This window comes from Tsukamurella sp. USMM236, from assembly GCF_037148755.1.
Taxonomy (GTDB): Bacteria; Actinomycetota; Actinomycetes; order Mycobacteriales; family Mycobacteriaceae; genus Tsukamurella.
This window is the reverse complement of sequence record NZ_JBBCSS010000006.1, coordinates 113580-134568: the sequence shown is the minus strand read 5'-3', so window position 1 is coordinate 134568 and position 20989 is coordinate 113580. Positions and strand designations below refer to the sequence as shown.

Here is a 20989-nt window from a genome sequence, read left to right as displayed (position 1 = left end):
TCTCGTGACGTTTCTCACGCTCTCGCGGCGAACCCCGCGCGCGCTACAACGAGGTGCAACACCCAGGCCCGAGTGGCGCAACACCTTGCACCAGACGATGCGATCTCCGATGGCCGTCCCCAGGGAGCGTGTGCACATTGCACTACCCCTTCGAAGAACTAGGAGCAGTGTGTTGTGGCTCACACGATGTCTGACCCGGCACCGTCGTAGGCACAACGAAGTGACCACCGACACAACGTCACCACCGAGAGGGCCCACGATGAAGACACTTCCGCAGACCGAAGAATTCGACATCGTCATCATCGGCGCCGGGATCTCCGGCATCGGTGCCGCGAAGTACATCACCGAGGCATTCCCCGGCAAGCGGGTGGTGATCCTCGAGGGCCGCGCGAACATCGGCGGCACCTGGGATCTGTTCAAGTACCCCGGCATCCGTTCCGACAACGGCCTGCACACCTTCGGTTACGAGTTCAAGCCCTGGACGGACCCGGATGCCATCGCGGAGGCCCCGAAGATCGTGAACTACCTGCAGGAGACGCTCGACGAGTTCGACCTCGCGCCGCTTCTGCGGTTGGAGCACGCCGTGCAGCGCGCCTCGTGGTCGAGCACCGACGCCCGGTGGACCCTCGAGGTGAGCACTCCGGACGGTGACCGGAGCATCACCGCGAACTGGATCTTCGCCGGCACCGGCTACTACCGCTACGACGAGGGTTACACCCCGCACTTCGAGGGCCGCGAGGACTTCCAGGGCGACATCCTGCACCCGCAGCACTGGCCTGAGGACTACGACTACTCGGGCAAGAAGGTCGTGGTCATCGGTAGTGGCGCGACGGCGGTCACGCTGATCCCGTCGATGCTCAACCACGACGGTGCCGCCGCGCACGTGACGATGCTGCAGCGCACGCCGACCTACGTGGTGCCGTGGCCCAAGGTCGACAGCTTCGCACAGCGGCTGAGCCGGACGTTCGGCGAGAAGCGCGGCTACGCGTTGACCCGGTTCACCAACATCACGACCGACCTCGCCCAGGTCAAGTTCATGCGCGCCTTCCCGAAGCTCACCCGCAAGATCATCCGCCGCGTCAACGCCAAGTCCCTGCCGGAGGGGTACGACGTGGACACCCACTTCAACCCGCCGTACAACCCGTGGGATCAGCGCCTGTGCCTGTGCCCCGACGGCGACTTCTTCGAAGCCCTGAGCGACGGCAGCGCCTCCATCGCCACCGACAAGATCGTCCGGTTCACCGAGACCGGGATCGCGCTCGAATCCGGCGAGCACCTCGACGCCGACCTGATCGTCACCGCGACCGGCCTGAACATGCGCATGCTCGGCGGGATCGACCTCGAGGTCGACGGCACCCCGGTCAACCTGCCGGACACGGTCGCCTACCGCGGCGCGCTGCTCTCCGGGCTCCCCAACCTGGCCATCTCGATCGGCTACACCACGTCCGCCTGGACGCTCAAGGTCGGGATCCTCGCCCGCTACTTCTGCGACCTGGTCACGCACATGGACGCCTTCGGCTACGACAGCGTCCGCGTCGAAGCCGATCCCGCGATGGAGCGCCGGCCGATCCTGGACCTGAGCTCCGGCTACGCCCAGCGCGCCAAGGACATCATCCCCAAGCAGGGCACGGGCCTGTTCCAGCAGTCCATGTCCTACCAGCAGGACGCGAAGATCCTCCGCGGCCCCCTGCTCGACGACGCTCTGCAGTTCGGCTCCACGACGGACGACCCAGCACCGTCGACGGCGAAGGAGGCCGTCCGTGCCTGAGCACACCGAGGACAGGTTCGCCCAGCTCCCGGGCGGAACCCGGATCTGCTACCGGATGGACGGCCACGTCGGCGCCCCGCCCGTGCTGCTCATCGCCGGCCTCGCGGAGGACCTCACGACCTGGTCAGACCGGTTCGTCTCCGCTCTGACCGCTACAGGATTCCTGGTGATCCGCATGGACAACCGCGACTGCGGCCGGTCGACCTACGCCACGACCCCTCCGCCGAACACGCTGCAACAGCTGCTCGGCAAAGCGCGCCGCGACGCCTACACGTTGGCGGACATGGCCGACGACGCGGCCCAGCTGGTCGAGCACCTCGGGCTCGGACCCACGCACGTCGTGGGGCGGTCGATGGGCGGCATGATCGCGCAGACCGTGGCCGCGCGGTACCCCGAACTGACCGCGTCGCTGACGTCGCTGTACTCCACCACCGGCAACCCGAAGGTGGGGCAACCCGCGGCTTCGACGATGGCGCTCATCGCGAGCCCACCCCCGCGCGACCGGGTGGGCGCCGTCCGGGCGCACCTGCGGATGACGGCGCACCTCGCCGGCACGGCGTACCCGATCGACGAGGTCGAGGAGGCGGCGCACGCCGTCACCACCTGGAACCGCACGGCGGGCGACGGTGTCGCCGGCACCGCACGGCAGATCCAGGCGATCGCGGCGTCGGGCGACCGCACCGCCGAGCTGGCCCGGATCACCGCGCCCACCTTGGTGATCAACGGCGACCGCGACCTCATCGTGGCGCCGTCGGGAGGCGACGCGACGGCCGCCGCGATCCCGCACGCCCGCCACATCGTCATCCCGGGCATGGGGCATCACCTTCCCGACGCGCTCGCCCTGCGCATCGCGGACCACGTCGTCTCGCACATCGAGAAGGTGGCGGTATGACCGAGCAGCGCACCGTAGACGTCGTGGTGATCGGCGCCGGGGTCTCCGGGCTGACGGCCGCACGCCGGCTCACCCAGGCCGGACGTTCCGTGGCGGTGATCGAGGCCGGCGACCGCGTCGGCGGCCGCACGATGAATCTGCAGGTGACCGACGGCGTGATCACCGAGGGTGGCGGCCAGTGGGTCGGCCCCGGCCAGGACCGCGTCCTCGCACTCATCGACGAGCTGGGCCTCACGACCTTCAAGACCTACCTCAACGGCAAGTCGATCTACCACCGGCGCGGCCGTTCCAAGCGCTACGACGGAACCATCCCGCCGATGAGTCCCCTCGCGATCGCGGACTTCGCCCAGCTGCAGCTGCGGCTGGAGCGGATGGCGAAATCGATTCCCCTCGAAGCGCCGTGGACGGCCCGCCGGGCACAGGAGTGGGACGCGACCACCTTCGGCCGGTGGCTGGACGCACACGCGTTCACCGCGGAGGCCAGGGAGATGTTCACGATGGCCTTCACCGTGACCAACGCCGAGGACCTGCACAGCACCTCGTTGCTGGTCCAGCTCGCGCGGATCAAAAGCGGCGGCGGGATCGACCACGCCGTCAACATCACCGACGGCGCGCAGGAATCGCGCGTGGTGGGCGGGACGGTGGCGATCGCCGACCGGATGGCGGCCGACCTCGGGCCGGCCGTGGTGCTCGACTCTCCCGTGTCCGACGTCCACCAGGATGCCGACGGGGTGCTGGTCCGGTCCCTGCGGCTCGACGTGCGCGCCGACCGCGTCATCGTCGCGATGTCGCCCGCGGACGCGACCCGCATCCGATTCACGCCCGACCTACCGACCCGGCGCAGCATGCTGCAGCGACGGTGGAGCACCGGCTCCGAGAACAAGCTGTTCGCGGTCTACGATCAGCCCTTCTGGCGCGAGCAGGGCCTGAACGGCCAGGCCGTCACCGACCTCCCGGTCGCGAACTACGTGGTCGACAACTCGCCGCCCGACGCGAGCGTCGGCATCCTGCTGACCTTCCACGGCACCGCCGGCGCGGGCTGCGGCCAGCACTGGTCCGACGCGATCCTCGACGATCCCGCGGCGCGCCGCGACGCCTTCCTCGCCGACCTGACCACCCTATTCGGGCCCGAGGCCGCCAATCCGGTGGCGTACCTGGAGAAGGACTGGACCCACGAGCAGTGGATCAGCGGCTGCGTCGGCTCCCGCGCGCCCGGATCTCTGACCCAGTACACCGACGCGGACCGCCGGCCCATCGGGCGGATCCATTGGGCCGGAACGGAGACGGCGATCCTGAACCAGGGCTACATCGACGGTGCCGTCAGCGCAGCGGAGCGCGCCGCATCGGAGGTTCTTACCGCCGCGGGCGCCCGGGTCGGCGGGAGCGTGCTCTCGTGACGCAGCAGCGCGAAGTGCAGGCACCCGTCGGCACCGGCCTCGAGCGGACGCTCGGCGTGCCGCAGATCGTCCTCATGGTCGTGGCGTTCGCTGCGCCGTTGACGGTGTTCGCCGGGCTGATCCCGCTCATGCTGGGCACGGGCAACGGCATCGGGACGCCCGTCGACTTCGTGATCGTCGGGATCGTGCTGGTGCTGTTCACGGTCGGGTATTCCGCGATGACCCCCGAGGTCCGGAACGCCGGGGCCTTCTACTCGTACGTGCAGCGCGGCCTGGGCACCGCCGTCGGTATCGGTGCCGCGGCGCTCGCCCTGGTCACCTACGCCGTCCTGATGGTGTCCGTGACGGGCTACCTCGGTGCCGCGGCCCGCAACGTGATCACCACGTTCACCGGGGTGTCGGTGCCCTGGTGGATCCTCTCCGCTGCCGGGCTCGCAGCGATCGGCTACCTGGGCTACCGCAACGTCGAGGTGAGCGCGCGCGTCCTCGGTGTGCTGCTGGTCGCGGAGATCGGGATCGTCGCGCTGGTCGACCTCGCGATCGTGCTCCGCGGCGGCGCCGAAGGACTGTCGGCCCAGCCGCTGTCCTGGGGCGCGTTCACCAGTGGCGCCACCGGAACCGGGATCATGTTCGCGGTCTTCGGATTCGTCGGATTCGAGGCGACCGCGGTGTTCCGGTCCGAGGCGAAGGACCCCGACCGCACCGTCCCGCGCGCGACCTACATCGCGGTGATCCTCATCGCCGTGATCTACGCCCTCTCTTCTTGGGCGATGATCAACGGTCTCGGGGTGTCCCGCGCCGCCGAGCTCGCCGCGCAGGATCCCGAGGGCCTCGCGCCCGGGCTTGCGACGCGCTACATCTCGCAGGTCGCGCACGACGGGGTGCAGGTGCTCCTGGTCACCAGCTTCTTCGCGTGCATCCTCACCGCGCACAACGTGGTCTCGCGGTACCTGTTCGCCCTCGGCCGGCAGGACGCGCTGCCGCCGCGTCTCGGTGAGGTGCACCCCGAGCACCGGTCGCCGCACGTGGCGTCGCTCCTCACCTCCGCGGTGATCAGCGTGCTTGTCGCGGTCACCGCGATCGCCGGGCTCGACCCCGTCACACAGGTGTACGCGTGGTTCGGCGGCGCGGGGACGCTCGGACTGATCACCCTGCTGGCCCTCACTTCGGCCGCGATCGTCGTGCACTTCCTCCGGGAGCGGACGACGAGCCTGTGGCGCGGCACCGTCGCCCCTGTTCTCGCACTCGTCGCGCTCAGCGCGATCCTCGTGCTGGTCGTGAGCAACTTCGACGTACTCATCGGCTCGGCCACCCTCGCCGACGTCTTCCTCGCCGTGCTGGCCGCCGCGTTCGTCGCCGGCCTCCTGTGGGCGCTCGCGCTGCGCCGCACCCGGCCGGACGTGTACGCGACCCTCGAATGACACCCGCGCACAACATCGGCCGCATCGCCGGAAACATCTTCCCTCACTACCGATTAGGACACGCCATGCAAACCACTACCAGCCCTCCGGTCCCGGTCACGGGCGGTGCCCGGGTCGTCATCGACGACGATGCGACGCCGATCGTCCGGCTGCTCGGCCGCACCCTGCGGGACTCGTTTCGGATCGGACACGCCGTCGATGCGCTCGAGCGCCTCTCGGGCTCCGTCGCCGTACGGTCGCACAACACCCCCCAAGCCGCCACCGTCGTCCTGCGCGACGGTGCCGCGACCGTCACCGGTGGCGTGACCGGCGGCACGGACGCCGCGCTCGTCGTCGACCTCGACTCCCGCGTCGCCGTCGTCGCTTCCGACGGCGATCCCCTGCTGGCCGAAGCCGTGCGGCAGGCGTTGTGTCCGCAGCTGCCGGCGTGGCGCGACGCGGCCGCGCGGTTCTGGGACCTCACCCGCGGAATCCGCGGAATACCGGACGTCCTGGTCGCGGTGGCGCTGGGTCCGGACGGCCCCGAGGAGGCCCGCTTCGGCGCGGGCCCGGACACCTACCGCATCGTCGGCAGCCCGGATCAGCTCGCCGGTGTGTTCACCGGCGCCGACTACCTGCTCTCCGCCCTGGACCACGGCGTGCGCGTGCAGGGGACGCTCTCCCAACTGTCCGTCATGACCGCCGCCTCCTGGAAGGTTCGATTCGATGTCTGATCTCTCTACGCCGGACGTGGACGCCCCCGCCAAGGCCTTCCGCCTCGAGGCCACCAACCACGACGGCAGCTTCATGGGCAAGAACGTGACACCGGCGAAGTTCGCGTCGGGCCGGGAATCCGGCTTCGCGTTCGCCGACGTCCTGTTCGCCATCGACATGGGTACCGACATCGTCTTCGGCGACGCCTACCCCGACTGGCGCGGCAACCTCTACGACATCTCGATGATCCCCGACATGAGCACGCTGGTGCGGTGGAAGCCCGGCGTCGATTCCGTGATCGGCGACTTCTGGCTCAAGGACGGCCGCCCCGTGCCGATCTGCCCTCGGAACATGGTCCGCCGGCTGATCGACCGGCTCGCGGCGCTGGGCTACACCGCCACCGTGGCTGTGGAGATCGAGACGACGCTGTTCGAGGAGTCGATCCAGGAGGCTCGTACCCGCGGCTACCGCGACCTGATGCCGCTGGGCGGCGATACCGGATCGACCTACTGCCTCGCACGGTCCGCCGACTGGATCGACTACATGGAGGCCGTCACCGACCGCCTGGACGAGCTCGGCATCGTCTGGGAGGCGTGGACCGACGAGGCCGCGCCCGGCCAGACCGAACTGAACATCGCTCCCGCGGAGCCGCTGGCACTCGCCGACGCGTGGGTGCGGACCAAGCAGGTCATGCGCGAGATCGCCTGCGAGAAAGGCCGTTCGGTCACTTTCATGGCCAAACCGACGGCCGGTTTCGGGCAGGGCGCACACATCAACCTGTCGCTGCAGCGCGACGGCGTGAATCAGTTCTACTCGCCCGACGGTCCGTCCGAGGTGATGCTGCAGGCGGTGGGCGGACTCATGGCGACGATGGCCGGCAACACGCTGCTCGCGCTGCCGCAGATCACCTCGTACCGGCGCCTGGTGGACGTGTCGGGGCCGCCGACCACCATCTCGTGGGGCGTGAACAACAAGACCGCGGCGCTGCGTGCCATTGCCGGTCACCCGAAGTACTCGCGCCTCGAGTACCGCGTGCCCGGATCGGACGTGAATCCGTACTACGCGCTGGCCGGCGTCCTGGCGGGTGTCGTCGCAGGCATCGAGCGGAAGATGCAGGCCCCACCCCAGGTCGACGACATGGCGTGGTGCCTGCCCGACGACTGCGGCGTCGCGCGCATCCCCGACTCCATCACCAAGGCGATCGCCGCGCTCGACGCAGACGAGATCCTCCGCGAATATCTCGGCGACGAGTTCGTGGAATTCTGGACGGCGTCGCGCCGCTGGGAGTGGATGGAGTTCCACACCAAAGGCGGCGACCCGTACGCCGAACTCTCCGAGTGGGAGTCCCGACGCTACTTCGAGTTCTCATGAGCCGCCGGCCACTGATCGGGATCACCGGCCGCCGTTTCGAACTGAGCCTGATCGCCGGATCCGACCCCCGCTACGGCAAGGCGTGCATGGACTCGTTCATGTCCGCGTTCGCGACCCGCATCGCGCAGGCCGGCGGCGTGCCAGTGCACCTGCCCTACGACGCCGACCCCGTCGACGCCTGCGAGTGGCTGTCGGGCGTGGTGATCACCGGCGGGCAGGACGTGCACCCCTCCCGCTGGGGCGGAGACACCTCCGTCGTCCGCGACGTGGACCCGCGCACCGACACGAACGCGCACGACCCGGAACGCGACGAGTACGAGTTCGCCCTCACCCGCGCGGCCGTCGACCGCGGCACCCCGCTGCTCGGAGTGTGCCGCGGTCTGCAGGTGCTCAACACCGCGCTCGGCGGGACGCTTGTCGCGGACCTTCCACCCGGGCCGATCCCGCACCTGTCCCCGCAGTCCGCGCCCACCGACGGCGACGCCGTTCACGTGGTGCGATTCGAGGCCGGCTCCATCGCCGCTCGGGTCTTCGGCCCCAGCATGACGACGAACTCGTGGCATCACCAGGCCGTGGACCGGTGCGGCGACGGCCTGATCGTCACGGGCCGCACGTCCGACGGGGTCGTCGAAGCGGTGGAGGCGCCCGGCGCGCCGATCCTCGGGGTGCAGTGGCACCCCGAGTGGATGGACAGCGACGACCCGGCGATGAGCTGGATCGTCGACGAATCGAAGAACCGACTGGAGGCATGGCAGTGACCACCACCTCGCACACCGAAGACACCGCGCGGCGGGTCGCCGTCAACCCGAGCGAGCTCGGCGACGCCCCCCGGATCGGCACCGTCACAGGACTTCTAGCCGACGGCGCCGCCCGCACGCCGGGCACGGAGCTGCTGCGATTCGGCGACGAGTCCTGGACGTACGAGCAGGTCGACGCGGCGTCGTCGCGGCTCGCGCACCTGCTGATCTCGGACCACGGCATCGCCCCGGGCGACCGCGTCGCGATCATGCTGCCGAACGTCGCCGGGTGGCCGCTCACCTGGTTCGCCGTGCTCAAGGCCGGTGCGGTCGCAGTGCCCGTCAACTCCGCCTATCGCGCGGCCGATCTGCGGTTCGTGCTGGAGGATTCCGGCACCCGCGTGATCGTGACCGACGCGGACCACCTGCCGCTGGTGCGCGACGTGATCGCGAGTGATGAGGCGGTGGCCGGCGTCGGCGTGGTCGACATCGCGGAGACCACCGGAACCGAGCACCCGCCCACCGCGCCTGGCGTGGACATCCGCCCGGAGACCCTGGCGAACCTGCAGTACACGTCGGGCACCACCGGTTTCCCGAAGGCGTGCATGCTCACGCACGACTACTGGACCCGGATCGGCTGGACGTGCGCCGGAGCGGCCGGCCTCGGTCCCGACGACGTACTGCTGACGGCCCAGCCCTTCTCGTACATGGACCCGCAGTGGAACGCCGTGCTGGCGTTGACGACCGGCGCTCCGCTGGTGGTGCTGCCGAAGTTCTCGGCGTCCGGATTCATGCGCGACGTGCGCCGCCACGGCGCGACGTTCTGCTACGTGCTCGGATCGATGCCCACGCTGCTGTTCAAGCAGCCGCCCGGCCCCGACGATCGCGCGAACCGGCTCCGTGGCGTGTTCTGCTCCGCGATCCCCGTGGCGCTGCACTCCGCGCTGGAGGAGCGCTGGGGCGCGCCCTGGCGCGAGGTCTACGGCATGACGGAGAGCGGAATCGACCTGTTCAGCCCGTTCGACGACGCCGCCGCCGTCGGCAGCGGAACCCTCGGGCATCCCGTGCCCAACAAGCAGGTCCGGATCGTCGACGCCGACGGTGCCGAGGTCCCGGCCGGGACGCCGGGCGAGCTGACCGTGGCAGGTGCGCCTATGATGCTCGGCTACTGGAACCGCCCCGAGGAGACCGCCCGGACCCTCCGCTGCGGCCGCCTGCACACGGGCGACCTGGCCGTCATGGACGAGCACGGCGGGATCCGACTCGTCGGCCGCCTCAAGGACATGGTGCGGCGCGGCGGGGAGAACGTGGCCGCCGCCGAGGTGGAGGCCGCGCTCGAGCGCGACGACGCCGTGGTCGCGACCGCCGTGGTCGCCGAACCCGACGACGTGCTCGGCGAGGAGGTCAAGGCCTTCGTGCAGCTCGCGGTGGATGTCCCCGCGGACCGTCCGACGGCCGAGGCGATCGTCGCCCGCGTCGCGGAGCGACTCGCCCGATTCAAGGTTCCACGCTACGTCGAATTCGTCGCGGACTTCCCGCGCACCCCGTCCGAGCGGGTGTCCAAACCCGCACTCAAAGCCCGCGCCGCGCAGGCCCCCGGCACCGTCCACGACCTGCGCGCGCCGGCACCGTCGAACAAGGAGAACCAAGTGGAAAGCACCGACCAGGGGACCGAGCACGTGCTCGTCGAGGTGACCCGCGAGGTCGCCGTCATCACGCTGCGCCGCCCCGAGAAGCTGAACGCGCTGACCGCGCCGATGCGCCGGCGCCTGTCCGCGCTGATCCGCGAGTACGGCGCCGGCGACAAGGCCAGGGGCATCGTGCTGACCGGCACCGGACGCGCGTTCAGCGCGGGCGAGGACCTCGCCGCCGCGCCCACGACCTTCGAGGAGATGCGGGAGAGTTTCGAGAGCTTCCACGACGTGACCCGCGCCGTGATCGAGACCCGCGTGCCCGTGATCGCGGCGATCAACGGCATCGCCGTGGGCGGCGCGTCGGAGATCACGCTGTGCTGCGACGCCCGCCTCGGCACGCCCCGGACGGAGTACTACCAGCCCGAGAACGGACGAGGTCTGACCATCTCCAACGCCTCCAGCATCCTGCTGCCCCGCATCGTCCGCGGCCACGCGATGCGGATGGTCCTGGCCTCCGAACGCGTCGGCGCCGACGAGGCACTGGAGATCGGCCTGCTCGACGAGATCGTCGAACCGGAAGCGCTGCTGGACCGCGCCATCGACACCGTGCACGCGTGGAACCCCGAGGGCGTCAACAACACCGCCCTGCACCTGGAGCTGCTGCGGCCGTCTATCTCGGAGATCGAGCGCGCCTTCGAGCGCGAGGACGCCGCGGCCGACGAGTCCTGGAACAGCGGCGCACTCACCGCCGGCGTGCAGGGCTTCTGGGACGCACGCACACCCGCCACCGCGAACGGAGCGAACCGATGATCACCACCCGCGCCGCCGTGCTCACCGAGGTGGGCCGGCCCCTGCACCTGACCGACATCCACGTCGACGATCCCGAGCCGAACGAGGTGCGGGTCGCCGTCACCCACGTGGGGCTGTGCCACAGCGACCTGCACTACATGACCGGCACCGTCGAATCCGAGATCCCGGTCGTCGTAGGGCACGAGGTCGCAGGCGTCGTCGAGTCGGTCGGCTCCGCCGTCACCGACCTCAAGCCCGGGGACCGAGTGACCGGCGCGCTCACCCCGTCGTGCGGGCAGTGCGCGAACTGCAACGCCGGCCGCTCCACCCAGTGCCAGCGGCAGGCGGAGATCCGGCGCCGCCCCCGGCCCTCGTACGCGTTGCCCGACGGGAAGCCCGTCGCGCGCCTCGGCGACGTGGGTGCGTTCTCCGAGCACATCCTGCTCCGCGCGAACGCCGCGGTGAAGCTGCCCGACGACGTGCCCACCCGCGTCGGCTGCCTGCTGTCCTGCTGCATCGTGACCGGCGTCGGCGCGGTGTTCCGCGGGGCGCAGGTACGCCCAGGATCCACCGTCGCGGTGATCGGCTGCGGCGGAGTCGGTTCGGCCATCATCCAGGGCGCGCGGCTGGCCGGCGCATCGGCGATCGTCGGCATCGACCTCGACGACGCCCGGCTCAAGGCCGCGCACGGGTACGGCGCCACACACACCATCAACGGTGCGGGCGATGTGCGGGGCGAGATCACCGAGCTGCTCGGCGACGGGGTGGACTACGCCTTCGAGGCCGTCGGCTCGGCGCGCACCGCCGCGACGGCGCTCGCGATCGTGCGGGCCACCGGCACCGCGTGCCTGGTGGGCATCGCACCCGACGGGACCGACGTGCCCGTCCCCGCCTCCGACTTCTTCTTCAGCGAGAAGCGCCTGATCGGCTCGTACATGGGCTCCGGCCAGGCGCGCGAGGACATCGGGCAGTTCGCCCGCCTGTACCAGCAGGGCCGACTGCTGCTCGACGAGATGGTCACGGACGTCATTCCGTTCGAGGAGATCAACGAGGGCTTCGAGGCCATGAAGTCGGGTGACGTCACGCGGATCGTCGTCGCCATGCCCACCAGTTCCGAGACCGAGGTGACCCAGTGACCACCGAAACCACCACCACCCTCGCCCAGCCCCGCAGCTACATCGCCGGGGAGTGGGTCGAGTGCGAGACGCTCGACACCTGGAACGTCGACCCGAACACCGGCGAGCCCGTGCACCGCACGGTGACCACCACCCACGCCGATCTGGACCGGGCGCTGGACCTCGCGCAGCGCGTCTACGACGCGACGGACTTCACCACCGACGACGTCCGGATCGAACGCGCCGAGGCGCTGGAACGGGCCGCGGGATTCGTCGAGCAGCGGCTCGAGGAGATCGCGCGGGTCGACGCGCTCACCAGCGGCACGGCGATCGGCGCCACCCGCAAGCTCGCGGCGTTCCTCCCCCACCGCCTGCGCGGCGCGGCCGCCGAGGCGCGGAACATCGCCCGCGTCACCGCGCTCTCCGCGGGCGGCCGCGACGTTCGGTTGCACCGGATCCCGTGGGGCCCCGCGGCGATCCTCACCCCGTGGAACGGGCCGAGCTTCATCCCGGCTGCGAAGACGGCCAGTGCGATCGCCGCGGGCTGCCCCGTCATCCTCAAGCCGTCCGAGCACGCGCCCGCCAGCGCGCAGGTGATCGCCGAGTGTTTCGTCGATGCCGGCTTGCCCGACGGGGCCCTCCAGTTGGTGCACGGCACCGGCGACATCGGCGCCGCACTGACGGGCGACCGCCGTGTCCAGGTGGTCTCCTTCACGGGCGGCCCCGGCGCGGGACGGGCGATCGCCCGGGCGGCCGCGGAGGACTTCAAGGTCCTGCAGCTGGAGCTGGGCGGCAACAACCCCGTGATCGTGCTCGACGACGCCGACGTCGACGTGACCGCCGACGGGATCCTCACGGGCATGACGAATCTCAACGGCCAGTGGTGCGAGGGCCCCGGCAAGGTGCTCGCGCCGCAGCACCTCGTGCAGCCGCTCCGCGAGGCGCTGGGCGAACGCATCGCGCAGCTGCGGATCGGGCACTCGTTGGACGAGGCCACCGACATCGGCCCCATCTCCAACGAGCCGCACTACCGTACCCTCCGGCAGCGGATCGACGGCCTGCGCGGGCTGGGCGCCGAGATCGACGCGCCCGGCGTGCTGCCTGACCTCGCGGGCTTCTTCCTGTCCCCCACAGTGGCCACCGGATCGGATCCCGACCGCACGACCGCGGAGCTGTTCGGCCCGGTCGTCTCCCTGCACGGCGTGGAGTCCGAGGAGGAGGCGCTGCGGGCGGCGAACGCGCACCCGTCCGGCCTGGACGCGTACGTCTTCGGCACCGACACCGACCGGGCGATCGCCGTCGGCGCACGGATCAAGTCCGGCGAGGTGCGCGTCAACGGCGCGAAGGTCGCCGACCTCGGCGACGACTCCGCGCAGAGCTTCTGGGGACCGTCCGGCATCGGCGGGCACGGCCCCGCCGAGTCGATCCGGGTGTTCTGCGGCGACCGGGTGGTCGGCGTGGACTCGCCGGACCTTCCGATGTAGGCCGAGCCGGACCCGAACGAAGAGGAGGAACACCGATGGAGAAGAACACAGCTCACGACGTCACAGTGCTCGGCTGCGGGCTGATGGGTGCCGCACTCGCACGCACACTGGCCGGCGCCGGCCACGATGTCGCCGTGTGGAACCGGACGCACGCCAAGGCCGAGGCGCTGGCGAGCGAGGCGATCACCCCCGTGCGGGAGGCCGCCGACGCGGTCGGCACCGCACCGCTCGTGCTGGTCTGCCTGTCCACCTACGACGATGCCCTCGCCGTCCTGCGGGACGTGCCGGACTGGACGGGCGTCACGCTCGTCAACGTGGGCAGTGGCACTCCCATGGAGGTCGAGGCGTTCGGCGAGTGGGCTCGCGGACGCGGCGCCGCCTACCTGGACGGCTCGATCCTCGGCTACCCCGCCGACATCGGCACCGAGGCGGCGGCGATCCTCTATTCCGGATCCGAATCCGAATGGGCCGCACACGGCCAGGCCCTCACGGCCCTGACACCGATGTCGGTGTGGGTGTCGCCGGAGGACAGGACGGCCAGCGTCCTCAACGCGGGACTCGTCGGCATGTTCCTCGTGCCCGCGGTCAGTGCGTACGTCGAGGCGGCGACCTACATGCTGGGTCAGGGCGTCGATCTGTCCCTGCTCGAGAACCTGACGCCGGCGGTGTTCGCATCCATTCAGGCAGAGACCGCCAGGGCCGCAGCCGCGATCGACGGCGGCGACTTCGCGACGGACCAGGCCACGATCGCGACGTACGCGCAGGGCCTCGACGGTGCCGCCGCCATCATGGCGGAGGCGGGCATCCGGGCCCGAGTGTTCACCGCCGCCGTCGAGAACCTCAATGCCGCTGTGGACGCCGGCCTCGGCGATCTCGGGTTCGCGGCCCAGGCGAGGATCGTCGCCGCGGGGTGAGCCTGGGCGAGACAACCCCATCGGGACGCCGCGGATGTCAGTCGCGCAGCTGCACGAGCATGAGCGCTGCGACGACACTCGCGGCGTTCTCGGCGAGCGGCACGGGCAGGAGTTGGTCGGCTCGCGCCAGCCTCCGCTCGACGGTGTTCCTGTGCGTGAACAGGCGCTCGGCGGCCGCGGAGCCGTTGAACCGCTCCTGGACGTAGGTGAGCACGGTCTCGCGCAACGCGGGGTCGGCCGTGGCCAGGTCGCCCAGCGTGTCGGCGACGAACTGATCGGCCTGCGCCATGTCGGCGGTGAGCACCGAGACCAGAGCGACGTCCTCGTAGCGCACGACAGTCCGGGTCGAGCCGAGTCGGGCCAGCATGCGCTGCGCGGACGCCGCGTCGAGGTGGCTGCGGCGGAAGCCTTCGAGGTCCTGGCCCGGGCGGCCGAAGGCGAGGTGGATCCCCGGTGTTTCGGCCACGATCTGTTCGGCGGCCTCGGTCGGGGGGACCCCGTGCGCCGGCACCCAGACCCACAGGGCCGTGGTACTCGCGTTGAGGGTGAGCCGGCGCCCGGCACCGCACATCCGCATCACGGCCTCCGCCGCAGTGTCGAGGCCCGCCGCCTGCTCTGCCGAATCGCTCCAGATGATCGCGGCCACGTGGTCCCCCGTCAGTGCGTAGCCGAGGCGCGATTCCGCCCTCGCGCGACCGATCGGCGCGCCTTCGAGCAGCAGTTGGACGGTGGCGTGCCGTTCGGCGTTCGCCCCCTTGGCGAGAACGGCGCGCTCCTCGTCCACGAACTCGTCGAGCGCGGCGATCGAATCGTCGATGAACGTCGCCATCGAGCGCTCGGACACCTTCATCAGGTCCCGAAGCTCGTCGAGGTCGGTGGTGGCTGCGAAGCAGCCGTCGACCCACATCGACCACGCCCCGTGCTGCGCGCCGCGCCAGGAACCCAGGTCGTGCAGATCCAGGCCGCGGCGCACAACGTCCCGCGCGAATTGCAGGATCTCCGGATCCATGCTGGGCGGAACCCGCATTCCCGGCTCCTGGATGTTCGCGGACAGCCAGTGGAGCATGTTGGTCCGGTTCATTCGTCGGTCCGCATCGAGCAGTTGCGGGTCGTCGAGGAGGGCGCGGTATTCCGCCGACTCGTGGGCCGCCGCCGTCACCTCTTCCGCAGCGGTGTCGGCCGCGGCGAGCATGTGCTCCGCAACCAGCCGGATGAGCGCCGAGATGCGCACGCTCGGACGCGGCCACGATGTTTCCACCGTCGCACTCTAGCGCTGCGGACAGCCGATCGGTCCCGCTCCGACGAGCACCGCGAGTGCGACGCCGGGCCGCGCCGCTGGTCCGGTCCGACGTATAGGCTTCCGGTAATGGCAGAAGATTCGAAGCCGGATCGGGGCCGCGGTTCCGCTGCGCGGCGCGGCCGCCCGCCGGGAGATCACGCCGAACGGCGTGCCGAACTGCTGCGCGCCGCGACCTCGATCATCGCCGCCGACGGCTACGGGGCGTGTTCGCTGAGGAAGGTCGCCGATGCCGCGGGATGCACCACGGGCGCTGTCACCTACTACTTCACGAACAAGTCCGAACTGATCGCAGCGCTCGCCGAGCAGCGTTTCGACACGTACGAGAGCCTGGTGCACCCGGACGAGGAACGCGCGGGTGTCCGGTCGATGCTCGAGCGCTGGCTCGCCATGACTGTCGGCGACCGCGAGCAGTGGCCGGTCATGAGCCAACTGGTCTCCTCCGCGCGACAGGAGCCCGCCCTCGCGCACATCTTCCAACGGCGCTACGCACGGTTCCGGGCGAAGCTCGCCGACACCATCAGCGAGGGGCAACGTCGCGGCACGATCCGTACGGACATCCGCGCAGACATCCTCGCCGAGAACATCACCGGGATGGGCGACGGATGGGCGATGCTCGCCCCTGTCGAACCGGACCGGTTCACCCCCGCTCGGGTCGACGAACTACTCGACGCGGTCGAGACCCTGCTGCGGCCCGCCGCGGGCTGACTTCCCTGCCACGTACGTCGCGCGCTCACTGCGCGCGGCGTGGCTCGACGCGGTTCGGCATGCCCCTGCGACCACGTTCAGCACACCGTCCGACCACGCGAATGCAAAAGGGCAAGAAGCCTTCCCGATTTTCATAACAGCCGTTGTGTAAATCTGCGAACGGCGCTACTGTGGCTCGCATCACATCGTGAAAACATAGAAGGAGCAGCCATGAAGGTGACCGACGAGCAGACCCGTCAGTTCCGCGAGGACGGGATCACCGTCGTCCGGAACTGCCTGAACGAAGCACAGCTCGCAGCGTGTTACGAGACGTTCACGTGGAACGTCGCGAACCCCGGCCCCTACCACTTCCGGGCGCTCGAGGGGACCTCGCTCGCGACGCACATCGACAACGCGAACCCACACTCGAAGGCGAAGCTCGACGCGCTGGTCCAGACGCTTCCGTTCGCCGGAATCTTCCAGCAGCTCTGGGGATCCGAACACGTCTGGTACTTCGCCGAGGAGGTTTTCGTCAAGGAGGGCGGCAACAGCGGCCGCGGGCCGTTCCACCAGGACACCGCCAACCTTCCGTGGGCGGGCCCGCACTGGGGCAACGCGTGGATCTCGTTCCAGCACATCCCGAAAGCCAATTCACTGGAGGTCGTCCGCGGAAGCTGGGCAGGGATCGAGTACGACGGTTCCACATTCGCCAATGCCGACGATCCGACGGAGCCGCTTCACAACGACGGCGTGCTCCCCCGGCTTCCGCACATCGACAGGGATCTCGCCGCCAACCCGGACTCGTGGGACCTGGTTTCGTACGAGGTCAATCCCGGCGACGTCGTCTTCCTCCACCCTCGATCGGTCCACGGCGGCGCCCAAGTGGACGCTGCGACCCCCGATCGCCACACCCTGGTGCTCCGGTTCTTCGGCGACGAGTCTCGGTTCCGGGAACTTCCTACCTCGAATCCCAGGTACGCGCGGAACGGAGTCCTCTTCGCCGACGAGATGTCCAAGCTCAACGAGGGCGACCTCTTCCGCTCGCCGATCTTCCAGCAGGTCGCATGAGCGCCGCCGTGAAGACGCCCGTCGCGAAGCCGGCTCGCGAGTTCTTCAACCCCGGCGACCGAGCCCGGAAGTACTACGACACACTCCACTTCGCCACGGCGACCCGGTACGGGGACCTCGTGTGGGTCTCCGGCCAGGTGGGGATCGACCCCGCCACCGGGCTGCCCGCGGAAGGCATCGAAGCGCAGGCCCGCCACGCCTTCGAGGGAGTGCGGACGGCGCTCGAAGCCGCCGGCTCATCGCTCGCCAACGTCATCGAGCTCTCCACGTTCCACACGCACCTCTCTCGGGACTCTGCGGCGTTCATGGCGGTCAAGGACGAGTTTCTGGCCGAGCCGTACCCGTGTTGGACCGGCGTCGGCGTCACCGAGCTCGCCCGGCCGGAACTCCTTGTCGAGATCCGCGTCGTCGCGTTCACCGACGCCGCCTGAGCCGCGCAGGCTCCACCCTCCCCAGCGACCGCGGTCGCCATTTCCCAAGCGAGTGACCCATGTCCGAAATCCTCGTCCCCCACCACTCCGACGTCGTACGAGGTCGCGAAATCCTGGCCCGGATGGACCGCCTCCCCGTTCTGCGATCACATCTGCTGTGGATCGTCCTGCTGGCGGTCAACATGATGATCGAGTACTACGACAACGGCCTGAACATCCCGCTGGCCACCGAACTCCCCCGCGATCCCCGGACCGGCGTCGCGCCCGAGGCCGTCGGCAACGTGATCTCGATCTTCTACGCCGGCATGATCGCGGGTGCGATCGTCGGCGGCCGACTGGCCGACCGGTTCGGCAGACGTCCGGTCCTGATCTGGGGCACGGTGCTGTATTCGTGCGCCTCACTGGCCACCGCCGCATTCCCGCATTACGAGATGCTTCTTGTGTCGAGATTCATCACAGGCATCGGCGTCCAAGCCGTGACCTCGGCGCTGGTGATGTACATCGCCGAGCTCTTCCCGTCGGCGAAGCGCGGCCGGTTCGTGGCAGTCTCAACGATCTCGTTCACGGTGACGGCGCCCATCCTCGCAGCACTCGCGGCATTCATCCTTCCCGCCAACCCGCCGGGTGCGTGGCGGATCCTTCCCCTGGTGGGCGCGGTCGGGCTGTTCATGGTCCCGTTCGTCCGCGTTCTGCTGCCCGAATCGCCGCGGTGGCTGGTGACGAATGGGCGGATCGACGACGCCGAGCGCCTCGTCGATCGACTCGAGCGCGAGGCACGGCGGCGGGGCCACGAACTCGCTCCCGTCCAATCCGTTCCCGAGAGCGCCGGTTCGCGGCTCTCGGTCCGGGCCCTGATCATGAACCCCGCCCTGTTCCGCGTGGTGGCGGTCGTCGGATTCGGATGGTTCGGCGCCACCCTGGGGCTGTACCTCTATCAGAATTTCATGGTGGACGTGCTATACGCGATGCACCTGCACGCCGGGAGCGCCGAGGGCGCGGCACTCACGAGCTCGTACCGGTCGTACCTGATCTGGTCGTCGATCTACGTCATCACGCCCGTCCTCACGTTCTTCCTGATCAGCGTGCTCGAACGCAAGACACTGATCCTCCTCGCGTCGATCGCCTCCGCCGCGTCGATCGCGGTCATGGGATTCGGTGGCATCCCGGCCTACAACGCCGCGGCGGCGATCGCCACCATCCTCACGGGTGTCGTGTTCTCCGCGTACTACGCCTACATACCCGAGGTCGTGCCCACGGAGGCCCGCGGCATAGCGTCCGGCGTCATCTTCGGAATCGGTCGGACCGGAGCCATGGTCACAGGCGTGCTGTTCACCGCCCTGTATTACCCGGCCCCGAAGGGCACCTTCGGATTCGACCGCGCCGGGGTCATGCTCTTCGCCGCCGGCTCCTACCTCGTTGCCGCGATCGTCGTGGCCGCGTTCGGACCGAAGACCGCGGGCCGCTCGCTCGAAGAAGTCGCGAACCGAGAAATCCGTCACCGACGTGAGGAACGCCATGCCGACCCGGCCCACTGAGAGGGAACCCCTACCGATGCATTCGAGACGAATCGGCCTCTACGGCACAGGCCGCGCGGCGGCGCGAGTCCTCGACGAAATCTGCGCGAGCCGTCACCGGCTGACCGCCGCCGTCGCGTACCTAGACGCCGAGGCCGGACAGGACATCGGAACGCTCGTGGGCGGATCGCCGGCGGGCGTGCGCACCACGACCGACCTCGAGGCCGCGATCGGATCGGAGGCGTTCGACGTCCTGGTGTATTGCGGCCTATCCGGACCGGTCCTCGACCGCGCGATCGACGCGTGCACCGCCCGCGGCGTCGATCTCGTCCACGCCAACTTCGTGCACCCACGTGTCGTTATGCCCGCCCACCGGTTCGACGAGCTGAACGATCGAGCCCGTCGAACCGGGGCACGGATCGTCGGCACCGGGATGCTGCCCGGGTTCTGGCTCGACGTACTACCGGCGCTGCTGACGAGCGCCCTGCCCGGTCCCGTCTCGGTGGAGGGGATTTCGCGCGCGGACATCACGTCCTGGGGACCGCAGGTCCTCACCGACGAACTGGGCATCGGTCGTTCCCCGGATGCGCAGCCCGACGCGATCAGCGGCATGCTCCGCCAGTCCGCGACCATGATCGCGGAGGTCCTCAGGCTCGGATCGACCGAGGCCACGGCATCGGGAGGGCCGATCACGGCGACAGAACCCTTCGAGGTCGCGGGCATCGACGTGCCCCGCGGCGCGTGCATCGGCTTCGAACGGAGCGCAACGGTGTCGGACTCGGGCGGCGAGCGCGTCCGCGTCTCGTGGACCGGCCTACCCGCTGGCTACCAGCAGTTCAGATCCAGCCTGACGATCGCCGCCACCGGAGCGGACGGCACCGTCATCCGGATCGACACAGAGCGCCCCGCCGACCCCTACCCCGGCACCGCCGCCCGCCTCATCCACGCGGCCGGGGCTGTGGCGAAGCTTCCGGGCGGACTCCACACCACGATCGCACTTCCCATCTGAGAGCGCCCCCGGCAGGAATCGAACCTGCGACATTCGGATTAGAAGGCCGATGCTCTATCCAACTGAGCTACGGAGGCAGTGGTGCGGTCGACATCTTATCGGCACCCTCGCGAGGCTCCGAGTTGTGCATACAAGCGCAGTGCAACTAGTTGCATAGTTGCGATCGCCCCGGTAGCGTCGCGGGCGTGGCCCTCGAACACGCACTGCTCGTCTCCCTGAGCGAGCGCTCGGGCACCGGGTACCAGCTCACCCGGCGCTTCGACCGCTCGATCGGGCACTGGTGGCGCGCCTCGCACCAGCAGATCTACAAGACGCTGGCGCGGATGACCGAGAACGGCCTCGTCACCTACGTCGAACAGGCGCAGGACGGCAAGCCCGACAAGAAGGTCTACTCGATCACCGACACCGGGCGGAAGACCCTCTCGGAATGGATCCGTACCCCCGGCAAGGACGTCACCGACCGGCGCGAGTTGGCCACCAAGATCCGCGGGGCGGCACCGTCCGACCTGGCCGACCTGATGGCCGAGGTCCGGCGCGTGCGCGACCTGCACGCCGAGCGGGCAGAGCTCTTCCGCAGCCTCGAGGCCCGCGACTACCCCGAGCCCACCACGCTCACCGGCACGGACCTGCAGCAGCACCTCGTGCTGCGCGGGGGCGTGTACTCCGAACAGGGCACCGTCGACTGGCTCGACGAAGTGCTCGCCGCCCTCACCCCCTGAACCAGCCCTCCCATCAGCCCGGATCGATCAGCCGAATTAAGGATCAGCC

The 20989-nt window shown here is 69.7% G+C and carries 18 protein-coding genes and 1 tRNA gene; 17 read left to right on the top strand and 2 right to left on the bottom strand.

All coding sequences use genetic code 11. The features are described 5' to 3' along the window. Window positions 1–259: 259 nt before the first annotated feature. The 11 genes from WFK95_RS19400 to WFK95_RS19350 all read left to right on the top strand — a co-directional run bounded on the left by WFK95_RS19400 (window position 260) and on the right by WFK95_RS19350 (window position 14215). Window positions 260–1768: a flavin-containing monooxygenase gene (locus WFK95_RS19400; protein WP_336671641.1), complete on the top strand. Its 1509-nt coding sequence runs from the start codon at window positions 260–262 to the stop codon at window positions 1766–1768. Next, window positions 1761–2660 carry an alpha/beta fold hydrolase gene (locus tag WFK95_RS19395; protein WP_224645427.1) on the top strand — a complete coding sequence of 300 codons (900 nt, stop codon included), beginning with the start codon at window positions 1761–1763 and terminating at the stop codon, window positions 2658–2660. Before WFK95_RS19400 ends, WFK95_RS19395 begins: the two co-directional genes overlap by 8 nt. Beyond that, window positions 2657–4057, top strand: coding sequence for a flavin monoamine oxidase family protein (locus WFK95_RS19390; protein WP_224645426.1), 1401 nt, complete (start codon window positions 2657–2659; stop codon window positions 4055–4057). Before WFK95_RS19395 ends, WFK95_RS19390 begins: the two co-directional genes overlap by 4 nt. Next, window positions 4054–5478, top strand: a complete 1425-nt coding sequence (locus WFK95_RS19385) for an APC family permease (protein WP_224645425.1) — start codon at window positions 4054–4056, stop codon at window positions 5476–5478. The genes WFK95_RS19390 and WFK95_RS19385 overlap by 4 nt, the downstream gene beginning before the upstream one ends. 65 nt (window positions 5479–5543) lie before the next feature. Next, entirely contained in the window at window positions 5544–6191 is a 648-nt protein-coding gene (locus tag WFK95_RS19380) for a hypothetical protein (RefSeq protein WP_224645424.1), read from the top strand. Continuing rightward, window positions 6184–7542 (top strand): glutamine synthetase family protein, encoded by a 1359-nt coding sequence (locus WFK95_RS19375; protein ID WP_224645423.1) that lies wholly within the window; start codon window positions 6184–6186, stop codon window positions 7540–7542. Before WFK95_RS19380 ends, WFK95_RS19375 begins: the two co-directional genes overlap by 8 nt. Continuing rightward, window positions 7539–8300: a gamma-glutamyl-gamma-aminobutyrate hydrolase family protein gene (locus WFK95_RS19370; RefSeq protein ID WP_224645422.1), complete on the top strand. Its 762-nt coding sequence runs from the start codon at window positions 7539–7541 to the stop codon at window positions 8298–8300. Before WFK95_RS19375 ends, WFK95_RS19370 begins: the two co-directional genes overlap by 4 nt. Next, the gene (locus WFK95_RS19365) at window positions 8291–10723 is read left to right on the top strand and encodes an AMP-binding protein (protein ID WP_224645421.1); all 2433 of its coding nucleotides are present in this window, start codon (window positions 8291–8293) and stop codon (window positions 10721–10723) included. Before WFK95_RS19370 ends, WFK95_RS19365 begins: the two co-directional genes overlap by 10 nt. Beyond that, a complete protein-coding gene (locus tag WFK95_RS19360) occupies window positions 10720–11838 on the top strand; it encodes a Zn-dependent alcohol dehydrogenase (protein WP_224645420.1) in 1119 nt (372 codons plus the stop codon). Before WFK95_RS19365 ends, WFK95_RS19360 begins: the two co-directional genes overlap by 4 nt. Continuing rightward, window positions 11835–13301 (top strand): aldehyde dehydrogenase family protein, encoded by a 1467-nt coding sequence (locus tag WFK95_RS19355; RefSeq protein ID WP_336671640.1) that lies wholly within the window; start codon window positions 11835–11837, stop codon window positions 13299–13301. The genes WFK95_RS19360 and WFK95_RS19355 overlap by 4 nt, the downstream gene beginning before the upstream one ends. 35 nt (window positions 13302–13336) lie before the next feature. Next, window positions 13337–14215 carry an NAD(P)-binding domain-containing protein gene (locus WFK95_RS19350; RefSeq protein WP_224645418.1) on the top strand — a complete coding sequence of 293 codons (879 nt, stop codon included), beginning with the start codon at window positions 13337–13339 and terminating at the stop codon, window positions 14213–14215. Window positions 14216–14252: 37 nt separating this feature from the next. Here the strand turns inward: WFK95_RS19350 and WFK95_RS19345 are convergent, their stop codons facing one another. Continuing rightward, entirely contained in the window at window positions 14253–15473 is a 1221-nt protein-coding gene (locus tag WFK95_RS19345; protein ID WP_224645417.1) for a PucR family transcriptional regulator, read from the bottom strand. 108 nt (window positions 15474–15581) lie between these two features. On the opposite strand from WFK95_RS19345, the gene WFK95_RS19340 reads away from it, so the two are divergent. From WFK95_RS19340 to WFK95_RS19320, 5 genes are all read left to right on the top strand, one after another. Further along, entirely contained in the window at window positions 15582–16220 is a 639-nt protein-coding gene (locus WFK95_RS19340) for a TetR/AcrR family transcriptional regulator (protein WP_224645416.1), read from the top strand. 210 nt (window positions 16221–16430) lie between these two features. Further along, window positions 16431–17267: a phytanoyl-CoA dioxygenase family protein gene (locus tag WFK95_RS19335; RefSeq protein ID WP_224645415.1), complete on the top strand. Its 837-nt coding sequence runs from the start codon at window positions 16431–16433 to the stop codon at window positions 17265–17267. After that, window positions 17264–17698, top strand: a complete 435-nt coding sequence (locus WFK95_RS19330) for a RidA family protein (protein ID WP_224645414.1) — start codon at window positions 17264–17266, stop codon at window positions 17696–17698. The genes WFK95_RS19335 and WFK95_RS19330 overlap by 4 nt, the downstream gene beginning before the upstream one ends. A 122-nt stretch (window positions 17699–17820) precedes the next feature. Continuing rightward, window positions 17821–19233, top strand: a complete 1413-nt coding sequence (locus tag WFK95_RS19325) for an MFS transporter (protein ID WP_336671639.1) — start codon at window positions 17821–17823, stop codon at window positions 19231–19233. A 16-nt stretch (window positions 19234–19249) separates the two neighbouring features. Continuing rightward, on the top strand, window positions 19250–20221 hold the full coding sequence (locus tag WFK95_RS19320) for a hypothetical protein (protein WP_224645412.1): 972 nt from the start codon (window positions 19250–19252) through the stop codon (window positions 20219–20221). 3 nt (window positions 20222–20224) lie between these two features. On the opposite strand, the gene WFK95_RS19315 is transcribed toward WFK95_RS19320, so the two are convergent. Then, window positions 20225–20298 (bottom strand) — tRNA-Arg (locus WFK95_RS19315). Between the two features lie 108 nt (window positions 20299–20406). On the opposite strand from WFK95_RS19315, the gene WFK95_RS19310 reads away from it, so the two are divergent. Next, a complete protein-coding gene (locus WFK95_RS19310) occupies window positions 20407–20940 on the top strand; it encodes a PadR family transcriptional regulator (RefSeq protein WP_224645411.1) in 534 nt (177 codons plus the stop codon). The last annotated feature ends 49 nt before the right edge of the window (window positions 20941–20989 follow it).

What these genes read in the sequence shown, in the direction of transcription:
- WFK95_RS19390 (WP_224645426.1), top strand. Translation starts at nt 2,657, where the DNA reads ATGACCGAGCAGCGCACCGTAGACGTCGTGGTGATCGGCGCCGGGGTC.
- WFK95_RS19400 (WP_336671641.1), top strand. Translation starts at nt 260, where the DNA reads ATGAAGACACTTCCGCAGACCGAAGAATTCGACATCGTCATCATCGGC.
- WFK95_RS19350 (WP_224645418.1), top strand. Translation starts at nt 13,337, where the DNA reads ATGGAGAAGAACACAGCTCACGACGTCACAGTGCTCGGCTGCGGGCTG.
- WFK95_RS19365 (WP_224645421.1), top strand. Translation starts at nt 8,291, where the DNA reads ATGGCAGTGACCACCACCTCGCACACCGAAGACACCGCGCGGCGGGTC.
- WFK95_RS19325 (WP_336671639.1), top strand. Translation starts at nt 17,821, where the DNA reads ATGGACCGCCTCCCCGTTCTGCGATCACATCTGCTGTGGATCGTCCTG.
- WFK95_RS19330 (WP_224645414.1), top strand. Translation starts at nt 17,264, where the DNA reads ATGAGCGCCGCCGTGAAGACGCCCGTCGCGAAGCCGGCTCGCGAGTTC.
- WFK95_RS19380 (WP_224645424.1), top strand. Translation starts at nt 5,544, where the DNA reads ATGCAAACCACTACCAGCCCTCCGGTCCCGGTCACGGGCGGTGCCCGG.
- WFK95_RS19360 (WP_224645420.1), top strand. Translation starts at nt 10,720, where the DNA reads ATGATCACCACCCGCGCCGCCGTGCTCACCGAGGTGGGCCGGCCCCTG.
- WFK95_RS19375 (WP_224645423.1), top strand. Translation starts at nt 6,184, where the DNA reads ATGTCTGATCTCTCTACGCCGGACGTGGACGCCCCCGCCAAGGCCTTC.
- WFK95_RS19320 (WP_224645412.1), top strand. Translation starts at nt 19,250, where the DNA reads ATGCATTCGAGACGAATCGGCCTCTACGGCACAGGCCGCGCGGCGGCG.
- WFK95_RS19335 (WP_224645415.1), top strand. Translation starts at nt 16,431, where the DNA reads ATGAAGGTGACCGACGAGCAGACCCGTCAGTTCCGCGAGGACGGGATC.
- WFK95_RS19340 (WP_224645416.1), top strand. Translation starts at nt 15,582, where the DNA reads ATGGCAGAAGATTCGAAGCCGGATCGGGGCCGCGGTTCCGCTGCGCGG.
- WFK95_RS19370 (WP_224645422.1), top strand. Translation starts at nt 7,539, where the DNA reads ATGAGCCGCCGGCCACTGATCGGGATCACCGGCCGCCGTTTCGAACTG.